This is a genomic window from Pseudomonas abieticivorans, assembly GCF_023509015.1.
GTDB classification, from domain to species: domain Bacteria; phylum Pseudomonadota; class Gammaproteobacteria; order Pseudomonadales; family Pseudomonadaceae; genus Aquipseudomonas; species Aquipseudomonas abieticivorans.
This window is the reverse complement of sequence record NZ_CP094975.1, coordinates 368,818-384,898: the sequence shown is the minus strand read 5'-3', so window position 1 is coordinate 384,898 and position 16,081 is coordinate 368,818. Positions and strand designations below refer to the sequence as shown.

Here is a 16,081-nt window from a genome sequence, read left to right as displayed (position 1 = left end):
GCCACCCTAGATCGCCAGTAGCCTAAAGGCTGCTGTCGATCTGTTGGTAAGGTTTCTGGCCGTCACTACAAAATGCGTGATTTTCCTTCGTCGAGATGACTTCGCAAGACGCTTACGGTCGGCAGGACGCCGTTAGATATGGGCATGTTATGCAAAGCCGGCATAACAGCCAATTGCCCGATGGAGTTGGTGAAGTAAGGAGAGGGCCTGAATCCCTTTAGAAATCGGTCCGCAATGATATGGGTATAGCTGAAGCCATTGGTGCAAAGCACTGCAAAAATGCAGTAATTGCGGCCCAGAAAAGATGCTCAAGGCAGAGAAAAAAGGTAACCGTCCGGGCAACACACCTTTCTGATGCCATCGCTTAAGGCGATGGTGTCCACCTAAATTTAAGTGGACACCATTTTTAGCCTTTTTAAGCGGACGCCCATGCCACAAGAACGCCGTTCCTATTCCAAGTCCTTTAAGGCCCACTCCAACAATTTTGAATGTGCAGGGGAGGAAAGCTCCCCTGTTTACGCTGAGGACATTGTTGAGGTTTCGCGGCTCTAGATAAATGTGCAGAAACCAACAGGATTGTTATCCTGATCAGCAATAATCATCCAGCTAACATGCTTCCCGAGAAGAGACTTATGGAGCTTCTACAGTCGATGCAAGTATTCGCCAAGCTAGCGGAGTTGGGGAGCTTCACCAAAGTCGCTGAGGCAATGCAGGCCGGACGCCCGCACGTCACACGCACCATTCAGGATTTGGAAGCCTTGCTAGGTGTCCGTCTGTTCCAACGCACTACGCGTAAAGTAAAACTGACTGCTGAGGGCGAGCGGTTTTACGAACGCGTCAAAGAGATTTTGGCAACCATCGCAGAAACCACCTCCATGTTCGACCGTAGTGGATCGACGTTGCGAGGACGGCTTCGAATTGACATCCCCACTGCATTTTCCCAGCACAGCTTCATGGGAAGCCTTAGGAGATTTACCGAGGCATTTCCCGAAATCGAGCTTGCGCTAGGCGTGACCGACCGTACGGTAGATCTCGTAGCCGAGGGCATCGACTGTGTATTGCGAATTGGTGACCTCCCGGATTCAAGCATGGTGGCTAGAGAAATTGGCACCGCCACCATGGTCACCTGTGCGTCTCCAGGTTATCTCCAAGCCTGCGGGGCACCCATAACCCTACAAGATCTAGTAGACCACCGATGTGTCAGCTTCCTTTCCGGTCAAAATAACAGACCGCTGCCTTGGCACTTCTCGGTAGACGGCGAAGATCGTCCACATACGCCTCATGGTGGAATCACCGTGAATGAGTCGAATGCCTACGTTCAATGCGGTGTTGCAGGCTTCGGCATTGTTCAAGCTCCTGGAATTACCATTGAGACATTCCTCGCAAGCGGAGAACTGGTTGAAGTGCTCAGGGCATTTCGTCCAAAGCCCCGCCTGGTTTCCGTGCTTTATCCAAGCAGAACGCATCTTGCGCCTCAGGTCGACGCATTTGTGGATTGGCTGAAGGAACATTTTCCTGTGCTACACCCCAGCTGGTTCACAGCACACTAACCTTCGTTCGTATGCTGACTCCGCACTCAAACGGGCTGGTGCAAGATGTGTTCGGCAGACGCTTACGAAAAAAGCTAGCTAGTACGGGGGCTTAAAATCCCGTGTTCCGCGCCGTCTGCTTGCGCAAAAGCCAGGCTACAGGCCGCTTAGTGCCGTTTGCAAAAGCGTATAAAACGCCGATTTTTGTGGTGGGGGGTTGTATAAAGCCTTTATATAACAGATGGTTACGGATGTAGTGCCCGCAGCATGGGGTGCTAGGGGTCGAGTGTTCGAATCACTCCGTCCCGACCATATTACTCAATGACTTAGCCCAATCTGAAAAGGTTGGGCTTTTTCATGTCTGCGATTTTTACCATTTTGGTAGTGAATTGGTAGTGAATTGAGACTTGCTACCCCCTCCTCATCGACAGCATCCTGGGATGGTCGTCGGCGGTGAAGTTTACTGGTAGCTTCAATCTGCCAGTTCAAAATGCCGCTGGAGCGCTCACGCTGACGCCGCTACACGCGATCTATCCTGCCTCGCTCAGACTCAATTGTAATCAGTCGCGCCAAGAGCGAGCCACGCTTCAGGTCGTGCTTTTTGACCAGTTCATCAAGGAGCATGATTACGGTTGTCGACAGCATAACGTTGATCTGCTTCTTGTCTGCCGTGCGTTCGCCAAACTGCTGGCGGCTCCACCGCTGCTTGATGCGCTGAATGATGGCCTTCTGCTCGTTTTTTTCAAGTTTCGCTCTGTCGATAGCCCAGCCCCGCGCTGGCTTTTTGATTCAAGGCCAGCTCGTGCGCGCCGATAGCCTTTCACTGCATTGCGCAGTGCAAGGAGGCGTCATGAAAAGAATTGCAATTGCTGGGCTTGTCGCGCTGCTGTCGATCGTATCTGTATCCGCATCGGCATGCCCTAAGGGCACGCATCCTTCAGGTGGCACCGGATCACACCACAAAGGCGGCACCTGTTCCTGATCGAGAGAGCCCAGCCACCGCGCTGGGCTTCTTGCATCTGACTATCAGCCGTGCACCGCTTGATTCAGCGCATCGGAAACCCACTGGTTGATGCTCTTATGTGACAGCTCTGCTTTAAGGGCGACAGTGGCGTGCAACTCAGGCTCAAGGCGCAAGCTGAGCTTCCCGGAGTAGGGCTTTTGTGGGGCACGGCCAAACTTCTCGCAGGCGCTCAAGTAATCGTCGACCGCCTCGTAAAATGCAGTGCGAAGCTCTTGCACGGATTCGCCGTGAAATCCAACCACGTCACGAATGCCTGCGATGTGACCAACAAACAGGCCGTCTTCTTCGCTGTATTCGATTCGGGCTGCATAGCCTTTGTAATTCATTGCGCTCAAGGCGTAACTCCTGCTTGCTCTAGAAAGGATCGCGCATCTCGAACCTGATACGGCTTGGCTTCCTTGTCAGGATGAGGTCGGTGAAAGGTGCCGACTACTCCATTCAGTTCGAAGCGAACCCGCGAGCCGTTGCCCTCGGTCGTCTTGGCCCCGACGGCCATGAACAGTGATTCGATACGCGCCCACTCCAGCGTATTGGGGACGGGCTTCTCAAAAATAGACTTAAGGGTGCTGGTCTGTTTGCTGTTAATGGTATTGGTTTATGGTATCACTAGAATTTGAGCAATAGGAAACGTCAAGGGCTTCGGCGCCGCAAGCCAAGAGGGTTGCGAGCCTGCGGCGATGCCTTCATTCAACGCAAAAATCAGGGGCACCATTGCTGATGCCCCTGACAACGCTCTTTTCACTTACTGAGGAAGTGCGAACGCAATGATGTAGTCACCCTTCTGCGTGGTCGCCGAATTGCCGCCAGCACTGATGACCAGGAACTGCCGACCGCTGCGTGGCGAGACATACATCATGGGCGTTGCCTCTGCGCCGACCGGCAGTTCACCTTTCCATAGCTGGCGCCCAGTACGCACATCGAAGGCTCGGATATTGAAATCCTGCGTCCCGGCGATGAACACCAGCCCGGCGGAGGTGGTCACCGGTCCGCCACGCGTGGGCATTCCGATCGGGATCGGCAGGTGGGTGGCAATGCCGAGCGGGCCGGTTTCTTCCGTGGTGCCCAGTGGCGTGGACCAGACGACTTTACGTGTCGCCAGATCGATTGCGCTCAGGGTGCCATAGGGTGGCTCCTGGCAGGGCACACCTATAGGGGAGAGGAAGCGCCCTTGCTCGATACCCCATGGCGTGCCGTCCTGCGGAGCATTGCCTTCATGGCCGCCACCCGCTAGTTTTTTCGCGTCGTATGCAGCGCGGGGGATCATCCGATTCCAGATCGGTACGCGGGTATCGTTGACGATCATGTAGCCCAGGTTTTCAGCGATGGACACCGAACCCCAGTTCATGCCGCCCAGCCAACTCGGGTACTGGATCGTCAAACGCTCGCTCGGCGGAGTGAACTCACCCTCGTAACGCGCCTTCTTGAAATCGATCCGGCAGATCAATTGATCGAGCGGCGTCAGGCCCCACATCCGTTTTTCGCTGAGTGGCTCGGTACCGATCGACGGCATACCAACGGAGTACGGTTGGGTCGGTGCATGGCGATCGTCGGCCACCCCACCTTGGGGCACCGCGCGTTCCTGAACATCGGCGATGGGCATGCCTGTGCGGCGGTCCAACATGAATATCTGGCCACGCTTGGTGGTCTGGATCAGCGCGGGAATCGTCCCTCCGTGCCCATCGGATACGTCGTACAGCGCCGGTTGCGAGGGTACGTCGTAATCCCAAAGGTCATGATGCACCGTCTGGAAATGCCAGCGCTCGCGGCCCGTGGCAATGTCCAGGGCGACGATGGACGAGGAATACTTATCGTCCGCTTCTGAACGATGGCCGCCCCAGAAGTCCGGTGTGGCGTTGCCAGTGGGCAGGTAGATCAGCCCCAGCTGGTCGTCGAACGCAGGGGTGGACCAGACGTTCGGCGTGCCAGGCGTGTAGCTTTCGCCTTCAGGGGGCAGTTTGGTGGTCGCCGGGTTGCCCAGGTCCCAGGCCCAGGCGAGGGCGCCGGTGCGCACATCGAAGGCACGGACCACGCCTGAAGGTTCACCGGTTTTCTGGTTGTCCCACACCAGGCCACCCATCACCACCAGGTCGCGGACCACGGTGGGTGCGGCGGTAGGGAAGTAGAGGTCCTGGTTGTCTTTGCCCATGCCCGCGTGCAGGTTGACACTGCCATTGTCGCCGAAGTCGCTGCAGGCTTTACCCGTGGCTGCGTCGACGGCAATCAAGCGCGCGTCGACGGTGGTCGCAATGATACGACGGGTACAGGCGGCCGCTGGCGCACCGGCGTCCGGGTTGGCGGTTTGCGCAGCAGCGTTGTCCGTCGCATCGTAGTAGCCCACACCGCGGCAGCGCGGGTAGACATTGTTGGTTTTCGAGTGTGAATCGAAGTGCCACAGTTCCTTGCCCGTATCGGCATCCAATGCGAACAGCTGGCTCGATTGGGTGCAGCCATACAAGGTCCCGTTGATGTTCAGCGGGGTCACCACGTGCCCTTGTTTGTTGGCACTGGGGACCTCGCCGGTCCTATAGGTCCACGCGACCTTCAACCCGGCCACGTTGTCCGGCGTGATCTTGTCCGCCAGGGCGTGCCGTGTCCCCGAAGGTGTGCGTCCGAATGCGCGCCAGTCGCCGCCCGCTACTGCTCCTACTGCCTGGCCCGGCACAGGCGCCGATGCGCCCTCTGCGGTTTCAATCGGCTGGGGTTGGAAGGTCGAGTAGACGGTGGCTGCAAGCCCTACTGCAACTACGGCAGCCGCCGTATAGGCCAAGCGAGCGACAGGCCCACGTGCGCCACCGGTGAGCACGGGCAGTATCAGCAGCGTCGCCAACGCGAGGACGCCGAGTGCAAACAGCCGCGAGAACAATGGCCAGAACGCGAACCCTACGTCCCAGAGCGACCAAGCGATAGTGGCCACGAACGCCAGCAGGTAGAGCGCTACTCCGGCGGGGCGCCGGCGCGCGATCAGCGCCCCTGCGGCGGTCAGCGCCAGGCCGGCAACGGCAAAGTACCAGGAGCCGCCCAGGCTAATGAGGTAGCTGCCGCCCACCAGCATGAACACGCCCACCAGCGTGACGACCAGGCCCAAGGCGATGGCCAGCACCTTGGCGGCTCTGGATGGATTGGCTTGCTCCATAGGTTCTATTCTCCCTCGTTGTTTTTATGGTGGTGGGCTTAGCGCATCACAAAACCGCCGTCGACAGAGATCGATTGGCCGGTGACATAGCTGGAGGTATTGCTGCACAACCAAAGAACAGCATCGGCGATTTCTTCAGGGCGACCATGGCGCCCCATAGGGATGGCCTGGACCATGCCTTCCATCGCTTCCTTCTGCCCAGCCGCGACCATCTGATCGACCATCGGCGTCCAGATCAGCCCGGGGCAGACGGCGTTGACGCGGATATTGCGCGTCGCATATTCGAGTGCGGCACTTTTGGTCAAGCCGATGACCCCGTGCTTGGCCGCATGGTAGTTGGCGCGTTGCGCGCCGCCGACCAAGCCACCCAGCGAGGAGCAGTTGACGATGGTGCCGCTGCCCTGCTCGCGCATGTGCTGCAATTCAAACTTCATGCAGTTCCAGACCGAGCGAAGGTTGATCGAGATCACCCGGTCGAAATCTTCGATGGTTGCGTCAGCAATCTCGGCCAGGACATTTTGAATACCCGCATTGTTGAATGCGGCGTCCAGGCGACCGAAAGTAGCGACGGTTTCCTTGATCATTGCTTGAATCTGCTCCGTGTCGCCGACGTCGCATTGAATGCCGATGGCTGGATAGCCAGCGTCAACCAGCTCCTGTGCAGCAGTACGGGCGGCGTCCCCGTACAAATCTGCCAGCGTCACGGACGCACCCGCCTGCGCAAAGGCCTTGGCCGTGGCCAGACCAATACCGGACGCCGCGCCGGTGACCAGGGCTACCTGATTCTCGAATGAAAAACTCATGGCTTTAATCCTCTCTATCTCGTTTCAAAAATTAATCAGTTGAGTGTTTTACCCAGAGCGCGCTGAGCACGCAGCCGACTCCGCAAACGGCCACTACCCAACCCATGGGCCAAGGGGTGCCGTCCGCGTATATCGCTACGAGTGCAGATCCGAGTACGCCCGAGCCGTACTGCAAGCCGCCGGCGAGTGCGGATGCCGAGCCGCTGAATTCAGGCAGGCAGTTCAATGCCCCCGCCACTGAGTTGGCGACGATGAACCCCGTGGACGAGGCGAATAAAAAGCAGCCGAAGACCAATAACGGCAGTCCGCCGAAGTCGGCCCAGGTGTTGATTGCGATGACCAGGCCGGCACCGCCGGCGATCAGTGCACCGACGGTTAATAGCGTGTCGCTGTCATGGCGATTGAGCAGCCGTGCATTCATCTGGTTGGTTGCCATCACGCCTACGATGCCTGCCGCGAACAGCGCGCCGTATAGCTGAGGTGCCACGTGGTGATAGGTGATGTAGGCGAACGGCGAACCGGCAATGTAGGCGAAGGTGCCGGCGTAGAAAAATCCGCCGGTGGCCACGTAGGCCAGAAATCGTGGGCGCCGGAGCAGGGCGCCGTAGCGCAATACGACGGCGCCGAGTGAACTGGGATGACGACGCTCGCGCGGTAGCGTCTCAGGCAGCAGCAGCAAGCTGGCCAGGGTAACGAACCCGACGACCACCAAGGTCCAGAAGATTGCGCGCCAGGATCCCAAGGTCAGGATCTGCCCACCCACCGTAGGACCTGCCAGCGGTGCAATGGCCATGATAGTCATCAGGGTCGACATCTTCTGTGCCGCGCGGCGCCCTTCATAGAGATCGCGCACCATCGCCCGCGCCAGCACGACATTGGCGCAAGCGCCCAGCGCCTGAACAATCCGCCAGGCAATAATGGCTGTTCCGTCAGTGGCCAATGCGCAGCCCGCCGAACCGATGATGAACAGCAGCAGCCCCAGGGCCACTGGAAGTCTACGGCCAAAACGATCGCTCAGTGGCCCCCAGAACAATTGGCCCACACTGAAGCCAACCAGATATCCGCTCACCGTCAACTCGAGGGTGCCGCCATCGGCGTGCAAGGCGTCAGCCATGACCGGCATGGCGGGCAGATACAGATCCGTGGAGATCGAGGCGAATGCCAGCAGCGCGCTGAGTATCAGCAGAATACGCAGGCCGTGGCTCTCGGTTGCCACGGGTGCAGTCGAGGTCATGCCCTGGCTCTTTTCGGATGACAATTGATGTGCGCTCATCGGTGTCTCACGGACCCGAATCTTTAGGCAGGATGAGCACCGTTGCGGCCCGCGAGCGTTCACTGATCATTGGTGCGAGGTAGCTGCTGGAGGCGTATTTTTCCGGTATGCGGCGTCGATCTGATCGTTGATAGCGCCGCTCACGGGCTGGAAGCTCACCTCTCGGTTCATTCCTGCGGCGACGATTTCCCCCGCTTTTTGCAGCCCAGTTCATGGTTGTTCCTTGTGTAGGGACTGCCACAGCGGCCTGATCTGCGGCATTGGCTGCTGTCGCTTGACCGACGCCGGTACCGAGCAGGCACGCGAGTCCTGCGCTTCTGAGCAAGTGTGGAGTCATCCGAACCTCGGTATGGGGCGCTTACACCTGAGCAAGCGTGTGGCGAGTGGCGAATTGAATGTCGTCAGGCATTCAAATTAGCCAGATGCGTTGCGGATGAGTACCGAGGTAAACCAGCATGATCAGATGAGCATTACTCATGAGTGCCGTCAGGCGCCGGTTCAGAGGCTCTGGAGGCCAAAGCCACTTGGGCTGAAACCATTGATGAGTAGCGCTCATCGCTTCATGTCGACATTTCCCCGTAGTCACTTAGGCGAGGCTTGATCTAACGTCGGTTCGAGTTAACTTCCACGCAGGAGCGGATACATGCGAACTTTCGCCGCAACCTCTTTACTGGCCACGATCCTGGTCGCATCAGCCTCCTCGAACGCCGCAGAATTCGCAGCGGGGCAGGCCATGAACATCGTCAGAAATGGCGAGCAGGCATCGATCATGGGCGCTCCTGCCAACTTTGCCGGCAGCGCACGTATCGATCCTCTTTTCGCGGTACACGGGCCTTCGCAGGTGTCGGCCGGCGCGGTGACGTTCCAGCCGGGGGCACGCTCGGTCTGGCATACCCATCCATTGGGGCAGGCGCTGGTGGTCACCGCAGGCACTGGCTGGGTCCAGCAGGAGAACGGCGAGAAGCACGTGATCAAGGCAGGTGACGTGATCTGGACGCCGCCGGGTGTGAAGCACTGGCACGGTGCAACAGCCACGACCGGCATGACGCACATCGCTATCCAGGAGTCGCTCGACGGTAAGAACGTCGTCTGGATGGAGCCCGTATCAGAGGCCCAATACGAGGCCGCGCGATGAAGGTCGCGAAGGTTTCCATGGCAACGCTATCGCTGCGGCTGGCTGCCTGTGCCACGCAGAATCCGGTGGCAACAGCAGCGCGTGGGCCCGCTGTTCCCACGTTGGTCAGATCAATCTCGATCTCAGACGCCCCGGCTAGCGGTTCAAGCCCTGTAAGGCGAGTAGTCGATGTAGCCGCGCGCATCGCCTCCGTAGTAGCTGTCACGATCCGGTGTGGTCAGCGGCCAGCCTTGCTTCAGCCTGGCGACCAAGTCTGGGTTGCCAATGAACGGTTGGCCGAACGCGGCTAAGTCGATCAGGTTTTCCTCCAGCAGCGCATCGGCGCGTTCGCGGGTCATGTCGCCAGCGAGGATCAACGCAGTGTTGCCCAGTTCAGCCTTGCAGTGTTTGAGCAGTTCACGGAGGGCCTGCTCCTGCGCCGCTGAGCTTTCCCCAGCCATGAAGAAGTGCGTCTGGTCCATGACGTGTACGTAGGCGATGCCGCGTTCGCGCATGCCTGCACATAGCGCCGAATAAGTTTCGTCGATCTCTGGATAGAGCGGCATGTCGAACAGCTGTCCGTAGGGTGAGATGCGAATACCGATGCGGTCGGCACCGATTCGATCGCAGGCGGCATCGACGACATCGAAGACAAAGCGCAGGCGGTCCTGCAGATTGCCCGCGCCATATTGGTCTGTGCGGTCATTGACCAGGGGATTGAGAAACTGCTCCAGCAGGTAGCCGTTGGCACCATGGATTTCCACGCCGTCGAAACCGGCATCAATCGCGTTCTGCGCGGCCTGGGCGAAATCATCGATGACCCGGGAAACTTCCTCGGTGGTCAGCGGGCGCGGGACGGAGGTGGACACGAAGCCGGGTTCACCGTCCTCGCCATAGCCGAACGCGACCGCGCCCTGGGCCTGTTTGCTGGTGGCGCTGACCGGCGCTTTGCCGTCGATCTGGATTGAGGTGTGGGATACCCGGCCAACGTGCCAGATCTGAGCGAACATTCGGCCGCCGACGCTGCGTACCGAGTCGGTTACCAGCTTCCAGCCCTTGATCTGCTCCGGCGTGTAGATGCCCGGGTTGAACAGGTAGCCCTGACCTTCGCGGGAGATTGGTGTGCCTTCCGATACGATCAGTCCGGCGGTCGCCCGCTGAGCGTAGTGCAACGCTACCTGCTCGGTGGCGATGTCCTGGGGCGCGCGCGAGCGGGTCATTGGCGCCATTACGATGCGATTGCTGAGGATCGTGTTGCCGAGTTTGAATTCGTTGAACAGGGTCAAGGCAGTTCTCCTATGGATGGGGATCAAATTGGCAGTGAGGGCAGCGGCCTACTGGCGACGCATCAGCAGTAGCGCGACGATCACAGCCAATGCTGCGATGAGGGTAGCGATGACGCCAATCGAGGCGATGCCGAAGTGGCCGATACCGATGCCGCCGATAATGGCGCCCAGGCCGATACCGGCATTCGCCGCAGAAATGTTCATGGTCGCAGCCAAAGCCTGTGCGTGCGCACCGGCCTGCATGACCCGCACCTGGCAGACCACGAACAGCGCGGTGTAACCGATACCCCAGGCCATCAACGCCACGGTCAGCCAGATGTGGTGTGGCGCCAATGGCACCGCGGCGAGCATGCCCGCACCGGCCAGCACCAGGAACACCACCATGGCCACCAAAGGTTTGCGGTCGACTAGGGTGCCGGCCAGGTGGTTGCCGACCATGCCGATCGCACCGAAGCCCATCAGCCACCAGCCCACTTGGCTAGCGGGGATGCCGGCCAGGCGTTCGAGCACATCGGCCAAGTAGGTGTAGGCGGTGAACAGCGCGGTGAAGGTCAGGATCGACAGCAGCAGGTGGGCGAGGAAGCGCGGTTGGCGCAGGATCGCGGTTTGCTTCTGCTCAGGGTGCGCGCTGGGCGACACCGGCAGCGTTGGCATCACCAGATGCATCAGCGCGGCGATGAGCAGGGAGATACCTGCCAGAATCCAGAAGCTGCCGCGCCAGCCCACCGAGTCTGCCGCCAGGGTGCCCAGCGGCACGCCGAACACCAGTGCGGCGGTGATGCCCAGGTAGACCCGGCCGATAGCCTTGCCTGCTTGCCCAGGGCCGGCCAGTTGCCCGGCGGTCTCGCTGGAGGTGCCCCAGAACACTGGCAAGGCCAGGGCTGGGATAAAGCGCGCCAGCGCGAGTACCCAGATGTTGGTGGAAACCGCAGCCAGCACGTTCGACGCAGCGAACACCAGCAGGATCAGGGTGAACAGCTTCTTGCGTTCAACATGCGCCAGCTTGGCGGTGAGTACCGGCCCAAACAGCATGACCGTGAAGGCGAACAGGGTAACCACCTGGCCGGCCAGCGCGATCGAGATGTTCAGCTCGCGAGACAGCGCCGGCAACAGGCCGACGATCAGGAATTCAGTGGTAACGATAATAAAGGCCGCGACCGCCATGATCAGAATCGAAAGCCCCGAACGCGAGGTGTCAGCAGGGGCCAGTGCGGCGCTTGCCGTGGATGAGGGCTGCATACTTTTTTACTCCAAACAGGTTTTGGCATAGCCTATTGGAGAAATGATGTTTTATCTTGGCTAGTTTCTACTAAGTGAATGGAATTAAATTCATCAATTGGAGTGCCTATGTTTTCATCTGAGCGCCTGAAGGGTATCGATGTTTTCGTCATCGTCGCCGACCTGGGGAGCTTCACGGCCGCGGCTGAACGCTTGAACCTGACCAACTCCGCCATCAGCAAGAGTATTGCGCGCCTTGAAGGGCGCTTGGGCACCCGCCTGTTCCAGCGAACCACGCGCCGGTTGTCGCTCACTGAAGCGGGGGAAACCTTCTACCGTACCTGTACAACAGTGCTCTCGGACCTCGAGGAAGTCGAGATTGCCCTGACGTCGACCCAGACCGAACCACAGGGCAGGGTGCGTATTGATTTGCCCGCTTCTTATGGGCGCATGCACGTGCTGCCGCTGATTATTGAGTTCATGAAGCAGCACACACGGCTGCAGCCTCATGTGTCGTTTTCCGATCGCTACGTCGACCCGGTGCATGAAGGCATCGATATCGTTGTCAGGATTGGCGGCTCGGATGCATGGCCGGCTTCAATTGGGCACCAGTTTTTTGGGACCCAGAAACTGATTTTTTGCGCTGCACCTGAATATGTGGAGCGTCATGGCGAGCCGAAAACAGTATCGGATCTTGATAACCATCAGTGCATTGGCTATGGCCAGAACGACGGCATGGCGATCCCTTGGTACTTCAAGGGCCGCCAGCCAGGGGACATGGAGCGCAGGATCATGCATCCTCACATTGCGGTGGGCGATGGCGAGGGCGAGGTAATGGCGGTGCTGGCCGGCCTGGGCATCGCCCAGCTGCCGACCTGGCTGGCGCAGGTGCATCTGAACAGCGCAAGGCTGGTGGAGGTGCTGCCTGAACTCGCCACTGAGGGCTTACCCATGAACCTGATGTGGCTCAAGAGCCGTGAGGCCCTGCCCAAGGTCAGCGCCCTAGTCGCTTACTTGGCGGCCAATCTAACCCCCGCCGGGCGACGTTGATGAATGTTGGATCGCCTTGAGTGCAAGGGCTTGATCGTTCGTAGCCAGGACGGTCAAGACCGACGCCAGGTTCGCTTGGTGCTGACCCATAAAGGGGAGGCGATGAGGTCGGTGCTTCCGACGATGGAGGTTGCCGCGATGAATGAGTTCACTTCAGTACTCACGTTAGAGGAAGTACTGCAGTTGCAGGGTCTTTTGGAAAAGATGCTGTCCGTTGAATCACCACGGATTACATAAATGTCGGAAAGCCCCATTGGGAGTCTCCCGTCAGGGTCTTGAGTTCCTCAAAGAAATGCAGGGCGAAGGGGGAGAGAAGGACATGATGGTCCTGTTTCTTGCCCCGGGAGCCTTTGACGTTTTCACTGGGGAGGAACCAGGTCTGCCGGTCCAGGTCGACATTTTTTCATTCGGCCTGGAGCAGCTCGCCAATCCGGCACAAGGTGGCCAGGCTGATCCAGAGCGCGAGCTGTATTTCCTTCTTTAACGGCCGAATGGCGTCGTATTGTCGGCCTGTGGGGAGGGCGTTGTAATCGGCGGTCATTTGCTGGAAGCGGTTGTGCTATTCCAAGAGCTCCCCCGGGAAAAGGATGCGGCTTCTTTGCGCTTCGTAGTCGGCAGGGTCAGTGTTCGGTCAGCGGTCACACTCAGCGTTACCAAGTATAAGGAAGTAGTTGTTGACCCCGGATCGTTTGTACGCGGCGTCTTGGGTGGGCTCACTCTTTTGACTCGCCGCAGTATTTGAAAAAGTACCGGTGAAAGTGACTTTTGTGTAGGGCCATGCAAATCGATTCGGGAAATAATGTAAACCATCCCGGTAAGCTAGGGCGTGGTGTGTCGGCGCGCCTGCGTTTCAATCATTCAAGAGAATATGATTTTGAGTAAAAAAGTACCGCTCAAAATAGTGCTCGCCGAGCATCCACAGACGGTGGCCATTTGCGATGGGTCGATTCGCGTTGAAGGCGTCGACATAGCATTCGGTGCTCAGCGGATGGCATGGTACTCCAACCTTTCAGCCACATCCGCAATCCTTCCTGAAGTCCTTGCCACGGCGAAGGCTGCCCTGCAGTCGTTGGTCGAGAACGACCGCGAATGGACCTTCGGGAGGACGGCTTTGCAGTTATATCCCGCCCCTGCATAAGCCGGGTCAAGGGGCCTCCGATCGGCGTGCTACAACGCACAGGGGGTGGACACAGTTGCTCACAGGTTAAATAAAAACAATGCAAATCCTGACAAGTAGATACCGTTGGTCCGTGCTCGCACTGCTTACACTGGGCGTCCTTATTTCCTACGTCGACCGCACCAGTATTTCTTCTGCGTTGGCGGATCCCTCGTTCGTTCAATACTTTCAATTGACCAGTCTGGATCGTGGCTGGCTCAACTCGGCCTTCTTCTGGTCGTACGGCCTGTTCCAGGTTCCTATGGGCTGGGTAGCCGATCGCTATGGCGTGAAATGGCCGTATGCAGTGTCCTTCGGATCGTGGTGCATTTTTACCCTATTGTTGGGCGCCGTACATGCACTTGAAAGCCTGATCGCCTTGCGGTTACTTATCGGTGTGTCCGAGGCTATCGTTGTTCCCGCCAGTTACCGCTGGATACGCAATAATTTTGATGAGAGTCGCCTCGGCCTCGCTGCCGGCCTTCTTGCCATGGGCAACAAGCTAGGCCCGGCCATTGGTGCTCCTGTAGCGGCTTTGTTAATTGTGAGTTATTCCTGGAAAGTGATGTTCATCGCCACGGGATTGGTCGGCATGTTGTGGCTTATCCCGTGGTTGTTGACCGTAAGCAATGACTTTCCATCCAAGAGCGAACGGTCCAACGTGACGGGGCGAGCGCGGACAGTTGGCCTGCACAGCATTCTAAGCAGCCCGGTAATATGGGGTGGGCTGATTACCAACTTCTGCTATGGCTACTTTGCATTCTACTGCATGACTTGGATGCCAGCTTATCTGGTCGAGCAACGGGGCTTGTCGATATCCAAGTCGGGGCTATACACGTTCTTCAGCTTCGCCGGCATCGCCGTGGTTGCGGTGCTGGCGGGCTGGGCAGCGGACCGGATCATTGCACGGGGCTATAACGCCGTGCGGGTACGCAAGGTCTTCGTTATCTCCGGTTTTACGCTTGCGGGCACCGTGTTGCTCGGAGCTTATGCGCCCACGCAGAACATGGCACTTTTCTGGAACACTTTTTCCCTCTCGTGCCTGGGCTTGACGACGGCCAATAACCTCGTTTTGTCGCGCATGACGTTGATCCCCAAGCAGATGGTGGGACTGGTGACTGGCGTGCAGCAGCTCGCGACAAGCCTTGCCGGCGGTGTGACGGCCGGTCTTTCAGGATGGCTATTGCAGACCAGTGGCAGCTATGACCTGCCGATGAAAGTGATTCTGGCGTTTCTGCTGATCGGCGCCGCCGCCACCATCGTCCTGTATCGCCCCGAATGGGCACCCAAAAACAGCGAGCCACTTGGGCAGTTGCATAACGCGTAGCACATTGCATCGTTGGCGAATCCAACCGGCCAGAGCTGGCCAGAACAAAAATGGGGTACTAATTGCATGGCAAAAATTGTATTCGGAATGGCTGTGCCGCATAGCGGCATGCTTGGACAGGCGCCAGAGGACTGGTTGCACAATGGCGAGCGCGATCGCAATAACCCCGAACTGTGGTACCGCAATCGTACCTGGACTTACCCTGAACTAGAGGCGCATCGCGGCGCGGCTTTTGAGCCATACCTCACTATAGAGGAGCGTACCGAGCGCGCCGCTCGCTGCCGTAAGGCGCTGGACGTCATGGCGCAGGCTTATCGCGATGCGGACATCGACGTGGCTATCATCCTTGGCAAGGACCAGAAGGAAATCTTCACTGATTTTTCGCCATCGATCGCCATCTACAGCGGCGAAGAGGTGCATAACGGTCCGCCGCAGCGTTCGGTCTACGCCCCCGATCACCCTGTCACCCATCAGTGTCACCCGGGGCTGGCGACGTATCTGATCAAGTATTTCCAACACGAGAACTTCGACCTCACTGATCTGTTTGCATGGCCCACCAACGTGTGGATGAAGCCAGCGCCGGAGTATCCGGTAGTGCCGCATGCCTACAGTTTTGTCTACCACCAGATCATGTCAGACAACCCACCGCCGCATGTACCGATCATCATGAACTGCTTTTACCCGCCGACTCAGCCGTCAATGTCGCGCTGCATCGAATTTGGCCGTGTTTTGCGCGACGCTATCAACGCCTGGCCCGAAAACGTTCGCGTGGGCATCTTTGCCTCTGGCGGTCTGTCGCACTTCGTCAACGACGAAGAATTCGACCATCGCATCATGAAAATGCTGTCCGAGTACGACTACGAAGGACTGGCGTCGGTGGACGAACGTTCGTATCAGTCGGGCACGTCGGAAATCAAGTTATACGTCAGCGTAATGAAGGCCGTGCAGGAGACCGGCGCACAGATGACCCTGGTTGATTACGTACCGTGCTGGCGAACGCCGGCGGGAACGGGCGAGGGCATGGGCTTCATGTACTGGCAGCCCGGCTGCTAACGCGTGGCGACGAAAAATGGGTACTCCACAAGACGTCGCAGCAAGGAAAAGAACACACACCGCGTTGTCTGGATCGCGACGCAGGAGGCCGTTGAGCGGATGTCATACCCACCGC

Annotated in this window: 14 protein-coding genes and 1 pseudogene; 7 read left to right on the top strand and 8 right to left on the bottom strand. The window is 58.4% G+C overall.

The annotated features are described in order from the left end of the window. Positions 1-650: 650 nt before the first annotated feature. Both L9B60_RS01680 and L9B60_RS01675 read left to right on the top strand, forming a co-directional pair. Positions 651-1,550 (top strand): LysR family transcriptional regulator, encoded by a 900-nt coding sequence (locus tag L9B60_RS01680; protein WP_249675533.1) that lies wholly within the window; start codon positions 651-653, stop codon positions 1,548-1,550. 432 nt (positions 1,551-1,982) lie between these two features. Next, the gene (locus L9B60_RS01675) at positions 1,983-2,345 is read left to right on the top strand and encodes a hypothetical protein (protein ID WP_249675531.1); all 363 of its coding nucleotides are present in this window, start codon (positions 1,983-1,985) and stop codon (positions 2,343-2,345) included. Positions 2,346-2,555: 210 nt separating this feature from the next. On the opposite strand, the gene L9B60_RS01670 is transcribed toward L9B60_RS01675, so the two are convergent. The 5 genes from L9B60_RS01670 to L9B60_RS01650 all read right to left on the bottom strand — a co-directional run bounded on the left by L9B60_RS01670 (position 2,556) and on the right by L9B60_RS01650 (position 7,723). Further along, complete coding sequence (locus L9B60_RS01670) at positions 2,556-2,879, bottom strand: type II toxin-antitoxin system HicB family antitoxin (RefSeq protein WP_438866117.1); 324 nt, start codon at positions 2,877-2,879, stop codon at positions 2,556-2,558. Between the two features lie 5 nt (positions 2,880-2,884). After that, complete coding sequence (locus L9B60_RS01665; protein WP_249679636.1) at positions 2,885-3,139, bottom strand: type II toxin-antitoxin system HicA family toxin; 255 nt, start codon at positions 3,137-3,139, stop codon at positions 2,885-2,887. Between the two features lie 156 nt (positions 3,140-3,295). Beyond that, positions 3,296-5,686, bottom strand: a complete 2,391-nt coding sequence (locus L9B60_RS01660; RefSeq protein ID WP_249675525.1) for a membrane-bound PQQ-dependent dehydrogenase, glucose/quinate/shikimate family — start codon at positions 5,684-5,686, stop codon at positions 3,296-3,298. A gap of 38 nt (positions 5,687-5,724) precedes the next feature. After that, complete coding sequence (locus L9B60_RS01655; RefSeq protein WP_249675523.1) at positions 5,725-6,489, bottom strand: SDR family NAD(P)-dependent oxidoreductase; 765 nt, start codon at positions 6,487-6,489, stop codon at positions 5,725-5,727. 31 nt (positions 6,490-6,520) lie between these two features. Continuing rightward, positions 6,521-7,723, bottom strand: coding sequence for a multidrug effflux MFS transporter (locus L9B60_RS01650; protein WP_249675521.1), 1,203 nt, complete (start codon positions 7,721-7,723; stop codon positions 6,521-6,523). A 682-nt stretch (positions 7,724-8,405) separates the two neighbouring features. On the opposite strand from L9B60_RS01650, the gene L9B60_RS01645 reads away from it, so the two are divergent. Next, complete coding sequence (locus L9B60_RS01645) at positions 8,406-8,897, top strand: (R)-mandelonitrile lyase (protein WP_249675519.1); 492 nt, start codon at positions 8,406-8,408, stop codon at positions 8,895-8,897. A gap of 143 nt (positions 8,898-9,040) precedes the next feature. On the opposite strand, the gene L9B60_RS01640 is transcribed toward L9B60_RS01645, so the two are convergent. Then, positions 9,041-10,162, bottom strand: coding sequence for an alkene reductase (locus L9B60_RS01640; protein WP_249675516.1), 1,122 nt, complete (start codon positions 10,160-10,162; stop codon positions 9,041-9,043). 48 nt (positions 10,163-10,210) lie between these two features. Continuing rightward, positions 10,211-11,401 carry an MFS transporter gene (locus L9B60_RS01635; RefSeq protein ID WP_249675512.1) on the bottom strand — a complete coding sequence of 397 codons (1,191 nt, stop codon included), beginning with the start codon at positions 11,399-11,401 and terminating at the stop codon, positions 10,211-10,213. 108 nt (positions 11,402-11,509) lie between these two features. Between L9B60_RS01635 and L9B60_RS01630 the strand changes: the two genes are divergently transcribed. Both L9B60_RS01630 and L9B60_RS30535 read left to right on the top strand, forming a co-directional pair. After that, positions 11,510-12,430, top strand: coding sequence for a LysR family transcriptional regulator (locus L9B60_RS01630; RefSeq protein WP_249675510.1), 921 nt, complete (start codon positions 11,510-11,512; stop codon positions 12,428-12,430). 3 nt (positions 12,431-12,433) lie between these two features. Then, positions 12,434-12,667, top strand: a complete 234-nt coding sequence (locus L9B60_RS30535; RefSeq protein WP_349631960.1) for a MarR family winged helix-turn-helix transcriptional regulator — start codon at positions 12,434-12,436, stop codon at positions 12,665-12,667. A 4-nt stretch (positions 12,668-12,671) separates the two neighbouring features. Here L9B60_RS30535 and L9B60_RS01625 read toward each other — a convergent pair. Continuing rightward, positions 12,672-13,049: pseudogene (locus L9B60_RS01625) on the bottom strand (site-specific integrase); the annotation flags it as partial. Positions 13,050-13,680: 631 nt separating this feature from the next. Here L9B60_RS01625 and L9B60_RS01620 point away from each other — a divergent pair. After that, the gene (locus L9B60_RS01620) at positions 13,681-14,913 is read left to right on the top strand and encodes an MFS transporter (protein ID WP_249675509.1); all 1,233 of its coding nucleotides are present in this window, start codon (positions 13,681-13,683) and stop codon (positions 14,911-14,913) included. 66 nt (positions 14,914-14,979) lie between these two features. Further along, complete coding sequence (locus L9B60_RS01615) at positions 14,980-15,966, top strand: DODA-type extradiol aromatic ring-opening family dioxygenase (RefSeq protein WP_249675507.1); 987 nt, start codon at positions 14,980-14,982, stop codon at positions 15,964-15,966. The last annotated feature ends 115 nt before the right edge of the window (positions 15,967-16,081 follow it).

Excerpts from the sequence above, each read along its gene's own strand:
- L9B60_RS01630 (WP_249675510.1), top strand. The coding sequence starts at position 11,510 with ATGTTTTCATCTGAGCGCCTGAAGGGTATCGATGTTTTCGTCATCGTC.
- L9B60_RS01670 (WP_438866117.1), bottom strand. The coding sequence starts at position 2,879 with ATGAATTACAAAGGCTATGCAGCCCGAATCGAATACAGCGAAGAAGAC.
- L9B60_RS01615 (WP_249675507.1), top strand. The coding sequence starts at position 14,980 with ATGGCAAAAATTGTATTCGGAATGGCTGTGCCGCATAGCGGCATGCTT.
- L9B60_RS01635 (WP_249675512.1), bottom strand. The coding sequence starts at position 11,401 with ATGCAGCCCTCATCCACGGCAAGCGCCGCACTGGCCCCTGCTGACACC.
- L9B60_RS01650 (WP_249675521.1), bottom strand. The coding sequence starts at position 7,723 with ATGACCTCGACTGCACCCGTGGCAACCGAGAGCCACGGCCTGCGTATT.
- L9B60_RS30535 (WP_349631960.1), top strand. The coding sequence starts at position 12,434 with ATGTTGGATCGCCTTGAGTGCAAGGGCTTGATCGTTCGTAGCCAGGAC.
- L9B60_RS01660 (WP_249675525.1), bottom strand. The coding sequence starts at position 5,686 with ATGGAGCAAGCCAATCCATCCAGAGCCGCCAAGGTGCTGGCCATCGCC.
- L9B60_RS01680 (WP_249675533.1), top strand. The coding sequence starts at position 651 with ATGCAAGTATTCGCCAAGCTAGCGGAGTTGGGGAGCTTCACCAAAGTC.
- L9B60_RS01655 (WP_249675523.1), bottom strand. The coding sequence starts at position 6,489 with ATGAGTTTTTCATTCGAGAATCAGGTAGCCCTGGTCACCGGCGCGGCG.
- L9B60_RS01645 (WP_249675519.1), top strand. The coding sequence starts at position 8,406 with ATGCGAACTTTCGCCGCAACCTCTTTACTGGCCACGATCCTGGTCGCA.